The sequence below is a fragment of the Sphingobacterium sp. NPDC055431 genome (assembly GCF_053644255.1).
Map to the genome: position 1 here is coordinate 1 of NZ_JBSHLH010000011.1, position 20772 is coordinate 20772.

General features: G+C 38.9%; 19 protein-coding genes. 8 read left to right on the plus strand and 11 right to left on the minus strand.

Going from position 1 to position 20772, the window contains the following annotated elements:
- Positions 1 to 120 precede the first annotated feature (120 nt).
- The 3 genes from ACWIB3_RS11105 (at position 121) to ACWIB3_RS11115 (ending at position 3192) form a co-directional block, all read left to right on the plus strand.
- Positions 121 to 1296, plus strand: coding sequence for an OmpP1/FadL family transporter (locus ACWIB3_RS11105; protein ID WP_454291622.1), 1176 nt, complete (start codon positions 121 to 123; stop codon positions 1294 to 1296).
- 19 nt (positions 1297 to 1315) lie between these two features.
- Entirely contained in the window at positions 1316 to 2617 is a 1302-nt protein-coding gene (locus ACWIB3_RS11110) for an SGNH/GDSL hydrolase family protein (protein ID WP_454291623.1), read from the plus strand.
- A 158-nt stretch (positions 2618 to 2775) separates the two neighbouring features.
- On the plus strand, positions 2776 to 3192 hold the full coding sequence (locus tag ACWIB3_RS11115; protein WP_185213368.1) for an OsmC family protein: 417 nt from the start codon (positions 2776 to 2778) through the stop codon (positions 3190 to 3192).
- A 6-nt stretch (positions 3193 to 3198) separates the two neighbouring features.
- Here ACWIB3_RS11115 and ACWIB3_RS11120 read toward each other — a convergent pair whose 3' ends face one another.
- The 6 genes from ACWIB3_RS11120 to ACWIB3_RS11145 form a co-directional block, all read right to left on the minus strand.
- A complete protein-coding gene (locus tag ACWIB3_RS11120; RefSeq protein WP_185217686.1) occupies positions 3199 to 4209 on the minus strand; it encodes a LacI family DNA-binding transcriptional regulator in 1011 nt (336 codons plus the stop codon).
- Between the two features lie 31 nt (positions 4210 to 4240).
- Positions 4241 to 5674, minus strand: coding sequence for a S41 family peptidase (locus tag ACWIB3_RS11125; protein ID WP_454291624.1), 1434 nt, complete (start codon positions 5672 to 5674; stop codon positions 4241 to 4243).
- 70 nt (positions 5675 to 5744) lie between these two features.
- Positions 5745 to 7238: a S41 family peptidase gene (locus ACWIB3_RS11130; protein ID WP_254529566.1), complete on the minus strand. Its 1494-nt coding sequence runs from the start codon at positions 7236 to 7238 to the stop codon at positions 5745 to 5747.
- Entirely contained in the window at positions 7235 to 7795 is a 561-nt protein-coding gene (locus tag ACWIB3_RS11135; RefSeq protein WP_185213364.1) for an HAD hydrolase-like protein, read from the minus strand. The genes ACWIB3_RS11130 and ACWIB3_RS11135 overlap by 4 nt, the downstream gene beginning before the upstream one ends.
- 1 nt (position 7796) lies before the next feature.
- A complete protein-coding gene (locus ACWIB3_RS11140) occupies positions 7797 to 8264 on the minus strand; it encodes a hypothetical protein (RefSeq protein WP_454291625.1) in 468 nt (155 codons plus the stop codon).
- A gap of 1 nt (position 8265) precedes the next feature.
- Positions 8266 to 8919, minus strand: coding sequence for an ABC transporter ATP-binding protein (locus ACWIB3_RS11145; protein ID WP_185213362.1), 654 nt, complete (start codon positions 8917 to 8919; stop codon positions 8266 to 8268).
- A 144-nt stretch (positions 8920 to 9063) separates the two neighbouring features.
- On the opposite strand from ACWIB3_RS11145, the gene sucC reads away from it, so the two are divergent.
- From sucC to ACWIB3_RS11160, 3 genes are all read left to right on the plus strand, one after another.
- Positions 9064 to 10263, plus strand: a complete 1200-nt coding sequence (gene sucC, locus ACWIB3_RS11150; RefSeq protein WP_185213361.1) for an ADP-forming succinate--CoA ligase subunit beta — start codon at positions 9064 to 9066, stop codon at positions 10261 to 10263.
- 282 nt (positions 10264 to 10545) lie between these two features.
- On the plus strand, positions 10546 to 11859 hold the full coding sequence (gene hemL / locus ACWIB3_RS11155) for a glutamate-1-semialdehyde 2,1-aminomutase (RefSeq protein ID WP_454291626.1): 1314 nt from the start codon (positions 10546 to 10548) through the stop codon (positions 11857 to 11859).
- A gap of 69 nt (positions 11860 to 11928) precedes the next feature.
- The gene (locus tag ACWIB3_RS11160) at positions 11929 to 12741 is read left to right on the plus strand and encodes a hypothetical protein (protein ID WP_185213482.1); all 813 of its coding nucleotides are present in this window, start codon (positions 11929 to 11931) and stop codon (positions 12739 to 12741) included.
- Positions 12742 to 12795: 54 nt separating this feature from the next.
- Here the strand turns inward: ACWIB3_RS11160 and ACWIB3_RS11165 are convergent, their stop codons facing one another.
- From ACWIB3_RS11165 to ACWIB3_RS11185, 5 genes are all read right to left on the minus strand, one after another.
- The gene (locus ACWIB3_RS11165; protein WP_454291627.1) at positions 12796 to 13377 is read right to left on the minus strand and encodes a hypothetical protein; all 582 of its coding nucleotides are present in this window, start codon (positions 13375 to 13377) and stop codon (positions 12796 to 12798) included.
- A 24-nt stretch (positions 13378 to 13401) separates the two neighbouring features.
- Positions 13402 to 14043 carry a response regulator gene (locus ACWIB3_RS11170; protein WP_454291628.1) on the minus strand — a complete coding sequence of 214 codons (642 nt, stop codon included), beginning with the start codon at positions 14041 to 14043 and terminating at the stop codon, positions 13402 to 13404.
- A 4-nt stretch (positions 14044 to 14047) separates the two neighbouring features.
- Positions 14048 to 15988, minus strand: a complete 1941-nt coding sequence (locus ACWIB3_RS11175; RefSeq protein WP_454291629.1) for a tetratricopeptide repeat-containing sensor histidine kinase — start codon at positions 15986 to 15988, stop codon at positions 14048 to 14050.
- A gap of 61 nt (positions 15989 to 16049) precedes the next feature.
- Entirely contained in the window at positions 16050 to 17012 is a 963-nt protein-coding gene (locus ACWIB3_RS11180; protein ID WP_185217678.1) for a hypothetical protein, read from the minus strand.
- A gap of 6 nt (positions 17013 to 17018) precedes the next feature.
- Positions 17019 to 18347 (minus strand): OmpA family protein, encoded by a 1329-nt coding sequence (locus ACWIB3_RS11185; RefSeq protein ID WP_454291630.1) that lies wholly within the window; start codon positions 18345 to 18347, stop codon positions 17019 to 17021.
- Positions 18348 to 18558: 211 nt separating this feature from the next.
- Here ACWIB3_RS11185 and ACWIB3_RS11190 point away from each other — a divergent pair, with 211 nt between their 5' ends.
- Positions 18559 to 19443, plus strand: a complete 885-nt coding sequence (locus ACWIB3_RS11190; RefSeq protein WP_454291631.1) for a hypothetical protein — start codon at positions 18559 to 18561, stop codon at positions 19441 to 19443.
- Positions 19444 to 19448: 5 nt separating this feature from the next.
- On the plus strand, positions 19449 to 20762 hold the full coding sequence (locus tag ACWIB3_RS11195; RefSeq protein ID WP_454291632.1) for a hypothetical protein: 1314 nt from the start codon (positions 19449 to 19451) through the stop codon (positions 20760 to 20762).
- The last annotated feature ends 10 nt before the right edge of the window (positions 20763 to 20772 follow it).

Here is a 20772-nt window from a genome sequence, read left to right on the forward strand (position 1 = left end):
CGCCGACGCAGGGCACGGCGAAGGCGAGGCCGTACTGCCAGGGTGCGAAGCCGAGGCTGCCCAGCATGAGGACGGCGAGCAGCGGCAAGGTCGCCCAGGTTATTAGCTTCCCCTACGCTTTTGTTTGCACAGGGCTCCCAAGTTAATACCCAGAGCCAAAAAGCGGTGGGTATGGCTGGTGCAGGATCTGCACTTTTTATCGATGAAACTTCCATCGTATACAACCCTGGAGCATTGGTGAAAATGGAGAACAATGGGGTACAAATAGGTGGTAGCGCCATCATGTACAGGTCTGCTTTCCAAGAGGCTGGCAGCCCAGATGTACACCATACGAAATTTCAAATATCCCCACCTTTTGGTGCTTATGCCACTTTTGGTCCTAAAGGATCCTGGTGGAAAGCAGGTATCGGTGTATATACTCCCTTTGGTGGTGGAGTTGATTGGGGAACGGAATGGCCAGGTAAATTTTCATTGACGCATCTATCCATGCGTGCAATCTATATCCAACCTACAATTAGTTTTAAATTGACCGATCAGTTCTCTATCGGTGGTGGATTTGTTTACAACATCGGTTTGGTGGATTTAGGAAGAGCTCTTCCAGTTTTCTATCCGGATGGAAGAACAGGTCAGGCTACTCTGAAAGGAACAGGAACTGGTATGGGTTATAATTTAGGTGTTCACTACACGCTTGATGAAACCTTTGCTCTATCCTTAAACTACCGTTCAAAAGTTGTTACAAAACTGAAAGGTGGAGATGCCACATTTGAAGTACCAAATGCTTTGGCCGCCAACTTCCCGAATGGCAAATTCGACGCTGAATTACCTCTACCAGGTTCATTCAATGTCGGTATCACTTTCCCATTATCGGATAAAGTGGATGCAGCAATCGATGGATCCATTATCAATTATGACATCTACAAAGAATTGGTATTTGATTATGAAAACAACACCCCTGTATTGCAGGATACCCGTTCAGAGAAAAAATATCAAAATGCCTTTTCAGGAAAAGCTGGTCTGAACTATGAGGTGAATGACAAGCTTGATCTTCGCCTTGGGGCTGGATATGTCTACACACCGGTTCAAGCTAAATATGTTTATCCAGAAACGCCGGATAATAACCGTGTAATGGCGGCAGGAGGTGTAACCTATAAGTTTTCACCAAACTGGCAGATGTCAGCAGCTTATGTTTTCCAAAAGATCTTGAAGAGAACAACTACCAATGCTGAAACGCAATTGAGAGGAACGTATGAAACCAATATTCATGCTCCAGGTATTTCTGTTTCTTATTACTGGTAGTCCTTAAATTATGAAAACAATGAAAAAGAACTTTAAACTCTATATCGGACTTGCAATTTTAGGATTTGCGAGTTCATGTGCCCCGTCTTTGGATGAACTGGAAACCAGCAAAGGAACAGCTGATTTCTCAAAATTCATTGCCGTGGGTAACTCTTTGACTTCTGGATATGCAGACAACGGCCTTTATCTTGAAGGACAAAAAGTGGCATTCCCTAATTTGATGGCTGAGCAGTTTAAAACTGTTGGTGGCGGTGAATTTACTTCCCCTTTCTTCAGTCAGGAACAAGCAAATGGTTCAGGTTATATCCAATTGAAGTCTTTGGTTGATGGCAATCCAGTGATGGAGCCTGTGACAACCAATTTGGCAATCCGTGGGAAAAGCCCTAATGGTGGTCCATTATACACCAAACATACAGAGCCTATTCAAAACTTAGGAGTACCCGGCATGCGTCTGGATATGTCCATGGCTCCTGGAATTGGTACTGTTATGGGAAATCCTTATTTCGAAAGGTTATTACCCGATGGCTCTCCTCAAACATTGAAGTATGTGGAATATGCGGCTTCTCATGAACATACGTTCTTCTCCTTCTGGTTAGGGAACAATGATGTTTTAGGCTATGCTACCAATGGTGCTGCTCCATCACAAGATCCAACAAAGAAATTATTGGATTTGGCAACTTTTGATTTTGCCTACAATACTTTTGTCAATGCACTGACTCAAAATGGCTCAAAAGGCGTTGTGGCGACTATTCCAGACGTTACGACTATTCCTTTCTTGAACACCGTAACTACAGCTCGCCTGAATGCCGCAGTAGAAGCTGCTTCTCAAGGTAAAGCTAAAAACGTATTCATCGCAACTAAAACAGGACCTAGAATGGCTACTGATGCCGATCTATTTGTGCTGACCTTCCCTACTACTTTATTGGGCAAGCCAAATGAGCAACAGATTCCTTACGGTATGCATCCATTGAACCCTATTGAGGATCAATACGTGTTGGATAAAGCTGAGGTAACTGAAGTTTCAGGGCGTGTAAAAGCCTTTAATGATAAGATTAAAGCGATCGCTGAATCGAAACAACTTGCTGTTGCTGATGTTCATGCTTTCTTAAACAAGGTGAAAGCAGGATACAACTACAATGGTGTTCACATTTCAGCAGCATTTATTACTGGAAACGCTTTCTCTTTGGATGGGGTTCACCTTACTCCAATGGGTAATGCTATCGTAGCAAATTTATTTATCGACGCTATCAACGCCAAGTACAAGGCAAAAGTACCTAAGGTTGATATCAGTTTATATCGAGGTGTAAAATACCCGAACTAAAAAACAAGAACCCCCCAAAAGATTTGGGGGTTTCTTGTTTTTTATCCGATCCGTAAGGGCATTATATCCTCTTGAATGTCTATAATATGTAGTCTTTGCCTGTTCCTTTTTCGTCTTGAATGGATTTTGACTACCTTTAAAGTAATAAATCAAAAAACATGAAAGTACATATTAAAAGACAGAATCAAGCGGTACACTTCGAGGCATCCAGCGAACTTTCCCCAGTAACAGTTCATGTAGACGGCCCAGAATCAATTGGAGGCGAAGGCAAGGGCGTTAGACCGATGGAATTGGTATTGATGGCTTTAGGTTCGTGCAGTGCGTTTGATTTAACGACTATCTTGCAGAAACAACGTCAGGACATTCAAGATATACAAGTTGATGTGGAAGGTGAGCGTAGAGAAGAGATTCCTAATATCTTCACTAAGATCCATATTTCCTTCAAATTGAAAGGAGAGATCGATGAAGCAAAAGCCCAAAAGGCAGCCGAACTGGCCGTAAAGAAATACTGCTCGGTACATGACATGCTAGTGAACGGTGGTATTGAAATCACCTATAGCATCCAGATTAACTAATCCTTATTATTTAAGCACCAATTTAGAAGGGAATACCACATCCTGTGGTTTGTTGGTATATTCTTTCTTATCTATACAATCGAACAATATCTCGGCAGCTTTTTGAGCTTGTTTTTCAGGGTATTGTTCGATACTTCCCATTGGCGGATTATCCATATATTTCCATAAAGGATAATTTGCATAGCTAATGAAAAACATATCCTGATTGAGAACAATGCCTCTTTGTTTGGCATAGCGGATAAGATCCAAAGTCACGAAGTCATTAAAGGAAACAACGGCAGATGGTCGATCAGCTAAGGAGCAGATTTTATCCATTGCCTCTTCATTTCCATGTTCCGTAAGATCAGTATTGACAACAAAGCTTGAGTCTGCACCAATACCCTTCTTTTCCAAGGCATTTTGAAAGGCTTCCGCCCTTTCCTTTGATGCTAATAAAGATTCAGGGCCATTGATCAGGGCAATTTTTCTATGCCCACGGTCTACGAATGCTTCGATGGCTTCGATCATTCCTGAGGCAAGGTCGCTATATACCTTATGGACATGTTCCAGGTCGGGAACACAGTCAAAAAACACAATTGGGATTTCCGTTTTGGCAAGTAATTCCAAAAAGTCGGTATCACCAGTATTTTTACTCATGGAAATTAGGATTCCATCTACCCTATGCTTTTTGAAAGTCTGGATAATATTCAGTTCCCTGTTCTCATCATCCAGGGATTGGCCAAGAAGCACGGTATATTTCTTTTCTTCGGCAACATTTTCGATCACACTGATGGCTTCAGAGAAAAAAGGTTCAGATAGTTTGGGCAGAATGACACCGATCGTAAAGGTCTTGCGTTGTTTAAAGAAAATAGCAGTTTGATTAGGCTCATAAGCCATTTCTTCAGCCATTTTCTTCACGCGCATAGTCGTGACCAACCCAATGCTTGGGTGATCATTCAATGCCCTAGACACAGTAGAAGGAGAAATCTTCAGTTTCCTTGCGATTTCTTTGATCGTGGTTGGTTTATTTCCTGCCATGCATCAAAGTTAATAATTATATAATGATAAATTAGTCCTTTATCATATTACGACGTGGTATTTTGTTCAATTCACGTGTAGTTCTGTTCACTGAACTTCGAACAGCAGCAGTTCTGCTGCTAGCCTTAGATCCAGGTCCAATCAGGATATTCAAGGCTCTGCGGGTCATATCTTCGCTTGGATCTCCAAACTCTTTGTAGAAGTTATCAAAAACATTCGGATAATCCGCAGGGATACCATCCCAGTAGTCTGTATAATTAGCTGCATTGATGATTTTGAATGAGGCTGCCCAAAGTCCAACTTTTCCAAGGATATCCTCTCTATAAAATCCGACTGGCTTACCATAGGTCGAAGCATCAGAACCAACAAGCTTAACATCCATATAAGGTTTCAAAGCAGAGATCACAATCTCACTCGCTGAAGCAGTATAATCACTCACCAAGAATACGACCTGTTGGATTTCAAGATTTCCATTATCCTTAACAAAGATTTCATCTTCAAATTCAGGATCACCCTTATCACGATCTCTTTTTAGGTTTTTGTTGAGGTCATATTTAAACATCACCTTTCCATTTCCTGATGAATTGATGATTTTATTGAGCAGATGGATTGCGGACCTCACATATCCCCCTCCATTATATCGTAAATCCACAATTAGCTTGGTTACATTTTGGCTTGCGAAAACCGCAAAAGTGGAGTCGATCCCTTTTTTCATTTTGCTATCCGAGACACCTGACTTAAGTTCCTCAAAAGAGGATAGACCAATATAACCGGCTTTTTTTCCATTCTCTGTAAACACTTTACCTAATTGGAATGGCTGAATATCATAGGAAGTATAATTCAGATTATAGGTTTTTTGTACGTGTTGTGCATTTTCAGTCTTAATGCTCAGGGTATTTCCTTCTATATATTCATCCACCTTGGTTTTATTGGAATACACCATTTTCTTGTCACCCTGCATTTCAAGGACTTTATCGCCCCTTTTGATACCTACCGCAGCGCCAGGGGAACCGCCTTCTACAAAGTAGACAAACAAGCTATCTCCACGACTTCCATCAAACGCCATATATAAGCCATATCCATCCGCTAAATCAGCCATTGCTGAGGCTTTGGAATCCGAACCGATATCTTCAATCCAAGAAAAGCGATCTAAAGGTCCATTGTAGGTGGGATGATACTTATAGTCCATCTTTTTAGGCGTGAGCCCCATTAGATAACTCAAAAGGTCATCTGCATCAGTATATTTATCTGTTAGACTGGAAATAGGATTTGCAACTGGAATGGAAGACTCCCAATAGGATGAATATTTATATTTAGAGTAAACACTATCTAACACCTCCTGATCAATGGTTCTGTCACCACCAGGTCTTGGTGGAGGGGTAATATCATTAAGATCCTTTTTACAACCGAATATGGAAACCAAGGTCAAAAGCACCAATAGTTTACTGAGAATAGCGTTTTTCATTTATAATATTAAGTAATATCGAAGCATGCAAAGATGATTCCAATAATTGACTTCCAAATTCGAAAAAAGATTAATCAACCTTTGGTATACTTCGAAGTTTCAGGTCCGGAAACTTGTACATATTATTTCGATGATCGTTCAATTCCGGAACTTTTATCTCTCTAGCTCCTTCAAGCCCAGTTTTTGTTGTCCTGCTAGATGCCCTTGCCCCCGCTCCTGTTCCGGTAATATCCGAGATGGCGGTAGCCAATAAAGCTTCTCTCTCATCCCCTAATTCTGTGAAGAAACCATCCGCAGCATTGGTGATCTTTCCTTTTAACCCATCGAAGTAATCTCCAAAACCATCTTTATTGAGCATTTGGAAAGAAGTAATATAAAGATCTGCATAGCCATGTACCACTGGATACCCAAAAAAGCCGACCGGTTTGCCGTAGGTGCCTTTTCCATTGGTCGTAATGATCTGCACATCCATATAAGGTTTCAGCACGTTCATCACCAATTCACTGGCAGAAGCGGTTCCGGTAGTTCCTAAGAAGTAGACTCTTTGTAGGTTCAGGGCATTGGTCTTATTGAAGTTCACAGAGCGGAATGGAGCTTTAGGATTAGTTTCATCATCCCAACCCCATTCTTTCAGGTTCTTATTGATCTTATAATCATACATTTTACCTTTTGAACCAGCTGTTGGTACCAAAAGGTTTGACATCATTTCAGCTGTTGAAGTTGAACCTCCTCCGTTATATCTTAGATCTATGATCAACTCATTCACGTTGGCCGTTTCAAATTCCTTGAATGCATTTGTCATGGCTGTATGGTAGCCATTTGGGCCAGATTCACTGAACACATTAACAAAAGAAGTATAAAAGATGTACCCAATTTTCTTACCATTGATTGTGAATATCTTTTTGACTAAGATTGGGTCGATATTATAAGCCCCACCAGAAACCGATACGGTTTTGGTTGTCGTTTCACCCGGTGCTTGAACCACCAAATTCAAGGTCTCCTTGCCTTCTACAACTTTATAGTAGTTTTCGATTGCCTTTTGTTCACTCTTGTTATAGTCCAGATTGCTATCACCATTGATGCTCACGATGCGCATTCCACGTTTTAATCCAGCCTTCTCACCTGGAGAATTCTTTTGCACATACTTGACATACATATTGGCTTCCCCATTGTTCTGGTTGCTGACCGTAATGAAAATAGGCACAATACCAGTTTCTTTATGGACACCTTGTTGAATTTCCTCACTAACGGTGCCTTCACGGTCAACAAAACTAAAGCGATCTTCAGGAGCACTTCGTTTCAGTGCCGCCAGAACTCCTTCGGCATCCTGATAGGCATTCGTAAATGCTTTAAGGTCAGGTTGGCCTTTAGAATCGACTTTGGGCTGTGGGAGTTGATCTTCCCAGAGGGAAAGCGCTAAGGAGTAATAGTAAGTGGAGTCTCTTAAGAGAATTTCTTTGTCAGGATCTCGACCATCATCGGATGGTTGAACCGGGTCTTTTTTACAGCTAGCTCCAAAAAGCAATGAAAGCAGCAAAAAAGGAAGAACAAATCTTTTCATCATAACCTAGCTATATTGTCTTCAATGAAAATCAAATCACTCTGTGTTACATGATTTTCTGAAGCAATATAGTTAAATGGTTCAATATTTCTGAAATTTAACTCATCGATAAAATAAATTTTAACATTTCGGTCAAAACCTTGCCAATCAAGATGTTTTAGTTTATTTAACTGTAACGCTGGATTCCCTTTGGTTAATATGGCGATCTGTCCGCCATGTTCAAGAATAGAAGCAAATAACAGCTTGATTTCATTAAACAGGAAAAGTTTCAAGGGAAGATGTCCATTCACCATTAATCGTTCTAAGTTTTCCTTATAATCGTTGCTGAAATTGAATTTTTTGGCAGTTTGCTCATATAGATCATCCTCTCCATTTTCAAGATATTGATCTTTCATGAAGTTCACTAGTTCGGTGGAGATCGGTCTCCCTTCAGTAAACTCAACAAACTGCGAAAAAAGATAATAGATCTGCAATAAATAGTCTTTTTTTGGAAAAAGGACATCATCTATTTCAAATAGATATAGTTTTTTATCGAGAGGAATATTTGAAAAATCGATCATGTTAAATTGTACAAAGCGCTATATCATCACCATCATCTGAAATGGTAAACAAACCAGAAACTTCCGATTCTAATTGACGGTCAGAAATCAGGCTTTTACCATCTAAAACCAATAATAATTCCACTACAGAAGGTGGATTCTCCAAAACGTACAGCTCTGTCAATGCCTCCTTAGAGGGAGAGAGCAATTGAATTCCATATTCTTCAAAAAGGATTTTGGACTCCGCCAACACATTGATCTCGTTCAGGCCTAGAGGCAGTAAATAATTCACCTCCTTATCAAGACAGAGTTTCAAAAGTTCATGGGCGTATGTTGGGTTTGCTGCCGTCGGAATTTTTTTAAAATTAGTTTCTAAAAAGCTGGGCACTTCTTCAGAAGTTGCGAAAATAACCTCAAATTGATTGTTCAGCATTTTGGAAAGTCTTTGGGCCAATGGCCGTGTTCCAAAAGTTATCAGGAGCTTTTGCATATTAATAGATTAAACCGTCTCTCATATGGATCGTACGATCCGAAATTCTCGCTAGTTCCTCATTGTGGGTGACAATGACAAAGGTCTGCTGCATTTTATCCCTTAAGTCAAAGAATAATTGATGTAGGGCAGTCGCATTTTCCGAGTCTAGGTTTCCTGAAGGCTCATCAGCAAGGATGAGGGTAGGATTATTGATGAGCGCTCGAGCTACCGACACCCTTTGTTGCTCTCCCCCAGACATGGCCGAAGGTTTATGGTGAGCTCTATGGGCAACCCCAAGAATATCCAAGAGTTCCAAAGCTCGATTCTCAACAGCTTTTTTATCCTGACCAGCGATGAAACCAGGTATGGAAACATTTTCCAGGGCAGTGAATTCAGGAAGAAGGTGATGAAATTGAAAAACAAAGCCTATGTGTTTATTTCTGAAATCACTCAGTTTTTTTTCATTCAAGGCAAAAACGTCCTCACCCTCGATCAGTACGGTCCCTTGATCGGGTTTGTCCAATGTACCGATGATATGGAGCAAGGTACTCTTACCGGCACCGGAAGCTCCCACTATGGAAACAATCTCTCCTTTACGGACAGAAATACTGACACCCTTGAGAATTTCAAGGTCGCCATAAGACTTAAAAATGTTATTTGCCTTTAAGATCATACTGCGAAAATAACAAAAAACAAAAACAACTTGCCGCCCAAGCGATATAATAAATAGTTAGGCGTAACAAAGGACAATTTAATCGTAATAATAACTTGACCCTTACGAATAAATACGCTATTTTTACAGCAAATTTTTTTATCAATGAACATTCACGAATATCAAGGAAAAGAAATACTTAAGAGTTTCGGAGTAAGAGTACAAGAAGGTATTGTTGCTGAAACCCCAGAGCAAGCTGTTGAAGCTGCTAAGAGAATGAAAGAAGAATTCAACTCGGATTGGGTTGTGGTAAAAGCACAGATCCATGCGGGTGGCCGTGGTAAAGGTGGTGGTGTGAAATTAGCTAAGAACCAAGATGAAGTATTGCAACGCGCAACTGACATCATTGGAATGCAGTTAGTAACTCCACAGACTGGTCCAGAAGGTAAAAAAGTTAATAAGGTTTTGATCGCTCAGGATGTTTACTATCCTGGTGACAGCGAAACCAAAGAATTCTACATGTCTGTATTGTTAGACCGTGCTACTGGTCGCAACATCATTATGTACTCTACAGAAGGTGGTATGGACATCGAAGAGGTTGCTGAAAAAACTCCACACCTTATTTTCAAAGAAGAGATCGACCCTAAAGTAGGTCTTCAAGGTTTCCAAGCTCGTAAAATCGCTTTCAACTTAGGCCTTTCTGGTGCTGCGCACAAGGACATGGTTAAGTTTGTTGCTGCATTGTACAAAGCTTACGATTCAATTGACGCATCTATGTTCGAAATCAACCCTGTTTTGAAAACATCTGATGATAAAATCCTAGCGGTTGACGCGAAAGTGAACTTGGATGAAAACGCTTTATACCGTCATCCAGAAATCGCTGCTTTACGTGACATTACAGAAGAAGATCCTACTGAAGTGGAAGCTGGAGAATTCAACCTTAATTACGTAAAACTTGATGGAAACGTAGGATGTATGGTAAATGGTGCTGGTTTAGCGATGGCAACTATGGACATCATTAAAATTGCCGGTGGTGAGCCTGCAAACTTCCTAGATGTTGGTGGTACTGCAAACGCTGAAACTGTAAAAGCTGGTTTCAACATCATCTTAAAAGACCCTAACGTAAAAGCTATTTTGATTAACATCTTCGGTGGTATCGTTCGTTGTGACCGTGTTGCTCAAGGTGTTATCGATGCATACAACGAAATTGGAAACATTCCTGTTCCAATTATCGTACGTCTACAAGGTACAAACGCTAAAGAAGCTAAAGAATTAATCGACAATTCTGGCCTAAAAGTGTACTCTGCAATCTTATTGAAAGAAGCAGCTGAACTTGTAACTAAAGTATTAGAAGAAGGAAAGTAATACTTTCCATAAAAAAAGCGGGCTTTTCTCAAGAAAGCCCGCTTTTTTTATGGAGTATTTAGTATTAAGTGTTTAGTAGTTAGACCTATTGCTTGTTTTCAGATTTGTAGCTTTGAGGTCTATATCAAAGTAAAACTACCAATAACAATACACTAAATGCTTTGACAAGATATATTATAACATTTCCGTCATAATCCCTCAATATCGAGCCCTACCCCAATCTAAATATGAAATACTAACTACTAAATACTACTTTTGTACCATACAATAAAACAAAAAACTATGACAACATCTACTTCAGATATTTCTCGCGAAAAGTCGGCGAAGTTATTTGAAAAAGCCAAGGAATTCTTTCCTGGTGGTGTAAACTCTCCTGTTCGTGCATTTAAATCAGTATATGGAACTCCATTGTTCATTGAACGTGGTGACAAGGCCCATTTATGGGATGCTGATGGCAATGAATTTATTGACTATTGTTGTTCTTGGGGTCCTTTGATCCTGGGCCACAATACGCCAGAAATCCGTGAAGCCGTGCAAGAGCAATTAGGTAAAGGTTTGAGTTTTGGAGCTCCTACAGCGCTTGAAAATGAATTGGCAGAACTTATCCTTAGCAACAACAAAAAGATTGAAAAAATCCGTTTTGTAAGCTCAGGGACAGAAGCTGTCATGTCTGCAATCCGACTTGCCCGCGGATATACAAAAAGAGACAAAATCGTAAAATTCGAAGGCTGTTACCATGGCCATTCGGATTCTTTATTGGTTAAAGCGGGATCAGGTCTTGTCACCTTCGGTGAAACCTCTTCAGCAGGGGTGCCTAAAGCTTTTGCAGATGAAACTATTGTCATCGCATTGAATGATAAAGAAGCCCTTAAAAAAGTATTTGCAGATTTTAAAGAGCAAATTGCAGCGGTTATTATTGAAGGTGTTCCTGCAAATAATGGCTTGTTGATACAAGATAAAGATTACATCCATTTCTTGAGAGATATTACCAAAGAGAACGGTGCATTATTGATCATGGATGAGGTAATCACTGGATTCCGTCTGGGTTTTGAGGGTGCTTCCAAATATTATGATATCCAACCGGACATTTTGACCTATGGAAAGATTATCGGTGGTGGTATGCCGGTAGGGGCTTATGGTGCCTCTAAGGAACTGATGGGCTGTATTTCGCCAGATGGTTCGGTATACCAAGCTGGAACCCTATCAGGTAATCCGGTTGCCATGGTAGCTGGTATTGCTGCTTTGCAGATCCTTGCACAACCTGGTTTCTATGAAAAACTAGAAAAAACCACCCAAGAATTCGTTACTGAACTTCGTTCCTTCATTAAAGAGAATGGTTTTGAGGTTTCCATTACGACCATTGGTTCCATTTTCTGGTTTGCCTTTACTGACAAGGAAAAAATCCAACGTGCAGATGAAATTGATCCAGCATCCATGGAAAAATACAAAGTGATGCATAGGGAATTATTGAATAGAGGAATCTATTTCGGTCCTTCCGGCTATGAAGTTGGCTTTATCTCGGCTGCACATACAGAAGATGACCTTAAGAAAACACTTCTCGCGTTAAAAGAAGCTTTACAGATTGTATTTCAATAAAAAATAAACAATTTACCGTTATATTTGTTTAAGTAACATAACAAATTCGACTAAATTTTAAATTAAGTGATGAGAACATTCAAATCAGCATTAGCAGTATTAGCTGCAACAGCGGTACTCGCTTCATGCAATAACCCGACAAAAAATCAAGAAGGAGAAGTTAAAGATTCTACAGCATTAGCTGACACAGTTGGTGCAATCGCAGTGAACCCTCTTCAACATGCGAAAGACTTCCCAGGAGCAACCTTGAAAATCGCTTCATTAACTTCTGAAAAAGTAGGAACAGACTCTGCAAAGATTACAGTTAAATATGATGTTCAGAACTTTAAATTAACTGAGCAAACTGAACATGAGCACCACATGGCGAATTCCCATGATGGTCAACATATCCACTTTATTTTGGATAACACGCCATATGTAGCTTTGTATAAACCAGAACATACATTTACAGTACCAGTTAATTCTGAGCACTATTTAATGTCTTTCTTGTCTCGTTCATTCCACGAGTCCCTAAAAACTGCTGACGCTTCCAAATTAGTGAAGTTCAAAGTAGAAGCTGACGCTAAAATCGCGGAGCTTCCTACTCCTACAGAACCTTCTTTGTTCTACAGCAGACCAAAAGGTGATTACAAAGGTGAAGAAACTAAAACTTTATTGTTAGACTTCTTCGTATCTAATGCAACATTAGGTGCAGATAGCTATAAAGTAAAAGCTAACATCAATGGTCAAGATTTCACTTTGGACCAATGGGTTCCTTACGAAATCCTGAACCTGCCTCTAGGCGAAGCAACTGTTAAATTGACTCTAGTTGATAAAGACGGTAATGCTGTAACTGGAGACAATGTTTCTGTTGAAAGAAAAATCAACTTATTAGAAAAATAGGTTTTTCTAAATAAAAAGATAAGGGGCAAAACGATCATTTTGCCCCTTATCTTTTTAACCAAATATTACAATCATAAATACAAGACTAAAGAATAACAGCAACCCAATTACCTGCCATATAACTTCTGGCTCTCTATATAAGGTTCTTTCCACAGAACTACCATGAGACCTGACCAACATCGTATACTTAAACCAATCCCATATAATTAATAAAATTGAACTCAGCATCAACATTCCCGTAATGACCCATGTTCCTTTAAAATTAAGATCCACTGTTATTATGAAGATATTTGAAATCACTACAAAAAAGATTAAATTCCCTAATGCTGCAAATTTTTGCGTAAAAAGAAGGAACGCTGCTGTCAATTGCATCATCCCAATAAACTTCCAATAATTTGAAGCTTGAAATAAGGCTTCAAAGAAATATCCGATCTTGGTCTCCACCCCCAATCGAGTAAATCGTTCACCTTCAACCTTAATAATGCCAGAAGGAATAAAAGCCATACCCATCAGAAACCTTAGACCAATTATACATAATTCAACCTCTCGATTATTCCGGATCTTTTCAAAAAACACTGCCCATTTAGATTTGTTGATTTCGCCTGAACCCAGATTTTTGACTACTCCAAGTTTCATACAATGCCATATTTAGTGTAAAGTTTAATTAATTAGCCCTCGTTTAATGGCTTGTTTGACCAGACCCGCAGAAGTCTTAACACCCAACTTTTGATTTAGATTCAAGCGATGAGTTTCAACGGTACGTAAACCAATGAAAAGCTTTTCTGCAATCTCTTGGTTGGTAAATTCTTCTGCAATCAACCTTAAGATTTCCGTCTCCCTATTTGTCAATGGGATATCGTGCATTGATCTTTTATGTCCAAAGATACTCTCTTGCAACAGGGAAGATTTCAATCTTTCATCGATATAATTCTCTCCTTCCGCAACCTGAAATATAGCCTCAATAATGGTCTGTCGATCTGCATTTTTAAGTAAATACCCCTTTGCCCCATTTCTCAAAATCTGTTTGATATAATGAGATTCATCAAAACTACTGAAGGCAATAATTCTTAGTTCTGGATAAGTTTTCAAAACACTATAGGCCAGATCTATTCCACTTATCCCTGGCATTTGAATATCCATTAGTAATATATCTGGACTACTTTCCTGTAATTTATTATTAAGTTCATCTGCAGTTTGTACTGCAAGAACCACTTGAATCCTCTGCTCCGAGGATAACATCGAGATTAAGCCATCAAGAACCACTTTATGGTCATCAATTATCGCAAGCTTTATATTTTCCATAATATTAAATATGCTGACTGTTGATATTAAATTCTAAATAAACACCTAGCCCCTTTCCTGGTCGGTTTTCGTATTCCAATTTCCCATCCATTGCGGCAGCTTGTTTTTGAAATCGCTGTAAACCAACTCCCTCTTGGTCCACCGCATCAAAATTGATCCCCTTGCCATTATCCTCAACTGTCAAAAATATACTGTCATGATGCTTGTTGATCTGAACTAATACCAGAGAGGCTCCAGCGTGCTTCATCGCATTGTTCAGCAGTTCCTGGATCATGCGATATACCGCCAATTCAAATCGCTCATCATAACGGCCAATTTCTCCCCAACTATCAAATTGAACCTGTAAGCTATGGCTGTTTATTTTATTACAATATTTTCTAATAGCTTCAACCAATCCTTTCTGAAGCACAATATCGGGCATAAGGTTATGTGAGGTCTTCCTAATTTCATCGGTAGCATCTGTTAGCAATTGTAGGCCTAATTGATAATTTTCCAAATTACAGGTATATTCCTTACAGGTCTTAAAAGATTGAAACTGCATCTTAGATGCTGTCAACATGCCGGCTACTCCATCATGCAACTCTTTCGCTATTCGAATGCGTTCCTTCTCCTCGCCCTCCATGAAGGCCTGTAATTGTTGAAGTTCTTTTTCCTTCTCATTTGCAACAGTTTGTAAAGCAAATTGCTTCCTCTTGTTATAAATAAAGAAGACCGCGAAAATCAAGAGCATCAAAAAAATGATGGCTGTAGTTATTGAAATTAAAAAATACTGTCGGTTCTTTTGAATGGTAACTTCCTGTTCTACAAGATCCAATTTCTGCATGGATAGCTCTTTTTCCTTTTGAGCAGTTTCATACTTGATATGCATTTCATTGGCCTCACGTTTGGTCTTTTCATTCAATGTACTATCATTCAGCGAGGCATATTTGGTATAGTAATGTAAAGCTGATTTATAATCATTCACCTGACTATAGACCGATGAAAGGCCCTTATAGATATCATCCAATTGCAGAACGGTTCCACTTTTCAATGCGATTTTTTCAGAATTTTTATAAAAATGAATGGCATTTTCTGGATCCTTTTTTAATCTGTATCCATCTGCCACCGCAAGGTTACCAATGAGTAAATATTGGGTTTCATTAAGTTGTGAAGCATGGTAGATAATTTGCTGACCGTGATAGATTAATTCATCAGGTTTCTTCCATTCTTGATAAAGTTGTGTAAAAGCATTATGGGCAAGGGAGTACTCAAAATGGGCCCCAAATTTCTGCGCCAATGCCAAAGCTGCCTGTGCATGTTTCAACCCCTCTGGAAACTTCTTCAGAGCTGCATAACAATTTGTAAAACCAAGATTCGATGTGATTAAGTTTGATGTATCTTTCCGAATTATAGCCAAATCCCTAGCTTTTTTAAAATAAATAAGCCCTTTCTCTATCTCTTCCAAATTGTAATATAGTGCACCCATACTATTATAGGCATTCAGTATGAGGTTACTTTTATTGCTACCCTCCAACATTTTTATGATTTTTTGCTGCAATTCAATTTCTTTTTCCAACTTCCCTAATCGACCATTCAATGCAGCAATATTCACGTAACATCGAATGATATTTTCCTTTGCACCAACTTTTTCAAAATGCTTTATTGCTGTTTCAAAATTTTCAATGGAAAGACTGTCCAATGCGTCCCGAGCATTGATAAAACCAATATTGAACCATGCAATTCCACTCCAGTATTCATTCTTCAATTTCTTACTGAGGTCCATTTGTTTATAAACTAACCATTTGGATTGAACAGGGTCATTATTGATTACCTTGTTGATATAATTATCTAATTGAACCATCTTCGTGGTATCATCCTTTAGGCCCAAAATCCTATCCAACTCCGAATTTGAGGGTGGGATATTGTCCTGAAGGATGGAAAGTATCATCCCTAGGACTAGTATCATGATTTTCATGGTATAATTGGCTGTTTCTCAGACACAAAATTAGTGAGTAGAAATTGAAATTTTATTGATTTTCAACAATTTGAAAATTATTATAGGTAGAAATATGAAAATTTAACTGCTCCTTACTCCATAGTGTGTTTTGAGCAATATTCAGTGCCAAATCCGTGTTCACTATATGTTCTTGGATATGCTCCAAGATACGCGTTGAAAGGTCGTCAAAAACAGTAAATCCATTTTGGGTTTTTCGTTGTGGGGTAAGGGCTTTGTACAACCTAATAGCCTCCTCCAATCGACCTTGTTTTGCTTTCCAATCCAAATAAACCTTCGCATAATTCTGTTTCAGCAATAAGTACCGTTTTCCGTCATATCGGATCTGCAGCTCAATGGCTTTCTTTGGGTTTTCCATTTCCATAATAATACTCGGTTCCTGCTTATGAAACACCCAAACCTTAGGAATAGCATCCAGTTCTTCCCTCAGTGTAGATTCTAATTCCATTAAATTACCGGCATAAAGTGTTGGTAAATCAGAAATATTATTTTCATTACTTTTTAGACTTCCTAACAACTGCTCTATCGCCTTGACTTGGGATATACTAATACCAGAATTTTCAAAGTCTATCCAAGAGTAGCTATTACTACTTATCGGTCCCCTTTTTTTTATGGCAATCCTAAAAGCCACAATTTGAGAAGCTTCAGAAAGCCCCAACCTATGGGTTGCCACTTGTTCCCTTAAATTCTTCTCAGCAAGAGTCATATTCCCATGCAGTTTATTGCTTTCAAAAGAGGGTATAAGGTCAGCATAAAATAGGTCCAACGTTTCGTTAATTGCCGCTAGATGTTTGTTCTTATGTTCCTCGACCAATTCATTCTTTGGATGTTGGCTTGCTGTCAAATCAATATCAGGATCTAAAACCAATAGGCTTTCCCAATGATTTATTACGGTCATAGGATCCTTTTCTTGAGCAAAGATCATTTCTGCTCCCAGCCCAAATAAGAAGTATGGCAAAAAAATAATAGTTTTCATAGATTACTAGAACTTAATAAATTCAACCCTTCTATTTTTTGCTCTTCCAGCTGAAGTAGCATTATCCTCTATCGGACTTCCTTCGCCTGCCCCACTTGTCCTTAACCTAGACCCAGCTATTTTATGCTTTTCTACTAAATAGTTTTTTACTGATTCTGCCCTTTGGTTAGATAATGTCAGATTCTTTTGTTCATCCCCTTCACTATCTGTGTGTCCTTTGATCTCTATATTCAGACTTGGATTATCAATAAATATTTTGGCAATAGCATCGATTGTCCCTACACTTTCTGGTTTAATATTCGATGAATTGGTGTCAAATAGAATTCCCTGTGTTACGATCTTGCCCTCTGTCAAAAATTTAGACCTTAGATCCGCCATTGCATCCGCAACCATAACATTACCTATGTAGTAACCAACTTGCTCATCCTGATAGGCAGATCCCTCTACATTAAAGCCCAAATGGTCAAAGACAACGCCCTGCGGAATGGCTACTGGAATATCATATATCTTTTCCTCGTTGAGCCAAACCCTAATTCTTTGCCCTTGATTCCAGATGGCAATATGAATTGGTTTGCCGTAAAATGAATCCAGCTTCCGATAGCCTTTTTCTTCATTCTGAAAAAACAAACTCCCTTCTTTATTTACCTTTAAGGAGATGTTGGAACTGCCTTCCTCTCCTGGTAGTATTTCAATGATCAACTCCCCCTTGGAATTATTGTTCACCAAATAATCTTTGACATTATTCTTTCCATTCAATGCCAACAAATTCAGCTGTAGCCCTGGGAAGCGATAACTATTGCCCCCTTTATCAAAATTTAGGATCAAATCAAATTCTATCGTATGGTTTACTGGCAGTGAACTGATCATTGGTGATACAAATTTTGAAGATTGATACATGCGAAGCCATTTATTTATACTGTTTTTTACATTTACAGCTTCTCCTCTATTATTGGTTGACCATTTCAAAGGGAATTCTCCAATAACATCTTCAGAAAAATCATCCGAAAAACGGATTTGGCTCCCTCTTTCGAAATCATACTTTGAGTAGCTTTGAAAACTTGAAAGACCCTTTCCAGCTTGTTCCGTCTCTCCGTTTCCCTTTTCCTTATTGCTGGGCTTATTCTCTGGCTTTGACCCTTTGTTCTTTACGGTTTCATTCTTGACAGCTTCAGTCCCTTTTTGCTCTGCTTTATCTATCCCTTTGTCAATACCTTCTTCAATCTTCTGCTCAACTTTGTTCTTCACCTTATCCTTAATCCGATTAAGGATAGATTGACCGTAGCTTATGGTCATTGTTGCCATTAGGCACACAAGTATTACTGATGTCTTTATCATAATATTAAATTTTAACAAAGCTAGCAGCGAATAAGCGACACTTTTTCGATACCTGCACGGATATAAAGAAATACGTAGTTCTACGGAAAAGACAGCAAGGACCGCAAATTTCAGTACATCTACGGAGATATAAATTTCAGGTCTGCTACTTAAAAAATGGGGAATGATTAGGCTCAAATTTGTTCCATAAATTTTAATGAAACCAAAAATCATGAAAAACAATAAAACAAAAATTTACCTGGCAAGCCTTCTCTTGATCCTTTCAAGTTGTAATCAGGATCAAGTTGTCGAGCCAACCCCTCCTAAAAAAGGATGTACCTTATCTGTCCTAAAACAATTCGATGGATTCGGTTTAAATACCTTCGTAGGAAACCTTTATAAGGAATCTCAACTATCTTATGAGAACAAAAACTTAAAAGAAGTAATAAACTTCACACGAGGGACAAAAGACCTCATTCGACGTGTAGCGACCATAGATGGGTTGGTCAAATCAGTGTCTTTTTATGATGCAAATGAAATCCTTAAAATCAGGTATTCTTTAAATTATGCAGCTAATAGTAAAAGGATTGAAAGTGCTGAGGTTCGATATGACAATATCTCTCCTGCAGTAACTGAATCCTATTTGTTCACTTATAACCAAGATAACAAAGTTTCAGAACTGAAATTGTACTCAAACAATCTATTAATGGAAAAGATCAAATATTTCTATTCCATTGATCAAGGCAAGCAGGTCATCAAAACCGAGACTTACGAAGTCAGCACTGCAAATCCCAACCATCATTATTTATCCTCTAAAGATGAGTATCATTATGACGACAAGCATACCGGTGAAATCCACCCTGCTTTTGCCATCAACCTATACCATCAAACAAGGTTAGATTTGCTTCTCCCTGAAAGTAAAAATAACATCATGAGTTACTACCATTATCACAATACTGCTGAAGTAAATGAAGTACCTGTGCTCAAGCTATCCCAAAGTGTCAGTTTCGACCGAACAATAACCTACAATAAAGAAGAGTACCCAATAAAAATCGTTGAAAACAGATTGAATGGCTACAAGTTAGAGTATGAATTGACTTATAGTGATTGTAAATAATTATCATGAAAAATCATCTAAAAACTGGTTTAAAAACCGTAATTATCTTTCATCTTATCCTTTTATTTTCAAGTGTTCTGGCCTGTGAACGGAACGATCTAAGGTTAGAAGAGGAAGAACCTATTAAAGATACTATCAAATATGAAATGCCTATTGGTGAGGCGATAGATGAACCTGTTTATGAATTTATCGGTCCTGAAGGAGGGTCTATACAAAGTTCAGATGGTAAGGTAAAAATATTATTCCCTGAAGGTGCCCTACTCGAGGAACAGGAAATTGGTATACAACCGCTTGAAAACAGCAGTCCTGGAGGCAGCGGCTTTTCATATCGCTTTACGCCAGAAAATATCGAATTACATAAGGAGGTAACTATTACCTTCAATTTAGAGGGACAAAGCCAACAGTCCCTTTTATCCAAAACCTTAGAAATTGCGTATCAAAATGAGGTAGGAACCTGGATATGCCCAGGAAAGAATGAAATTGATCTAAACAAAAAGGAATTACGCGTCCTGACAGACCACTTTAGTGATTGGTCAATGATCGAAACCATACAATTAACACCAAATATGGCAACCATAGGACTAAGTGAGTCCCTTGAATTGGCCGCTATTCAAAATGTCCATCCCGTAGACGGCGATCTTTTGGTACCCTTAGTGCAGCCAATAAATGCTGGAACTCCTATACCATTAAGTCAAACCTATATTAAAAATTGGAAGTTGGATGGCCCTGGAAGACTGGTCGTGAATGGAAATAAAGCAAAATATTTATCACCTTCATCCAAACCCGCTAAAAATATTGCCACGGTTTCCGTAGAATTAAGTGTTAGAGGGCATCAAGTAATTTTAATAAGTGAAATCCACATCATTGAGGATGGCATTATGATTAGTTTAGATGGGGGCGAATGGAGAACATATTTGGGTGCAGCAGGTAATGTCCCTGGAACTAGCTTCCATAGCATGAACAACATTGTAGCAAATAGCACGGATCCTCAAATTACTTTCTTATGGCCAAAATCGGCCCTGTCAAGCACAGAAAAAAGATACACTTGGTCCATGTTCAATGAAGCCGATCAGCAAGTTACCTTTGCATATTTTACCCCAGGCCTAAGCCATGTTTACTCTTCAGTATATAAGGATGACCAAGATTTCAAAGATAGTCCTGGATATTTCACCGTCAAAGAAACGGAAGAAAAAGGCAAAAAATATATATCAGGAATCTTCGTCATCGAAAGCTCCGGCTATTTCAGGTCCGCAATCACAAATGAACAGGTGCGTATAGGAAGCGTTAGAGGGATCTACCGAGTACCAAGGGGTTGGTAATTATCAAATT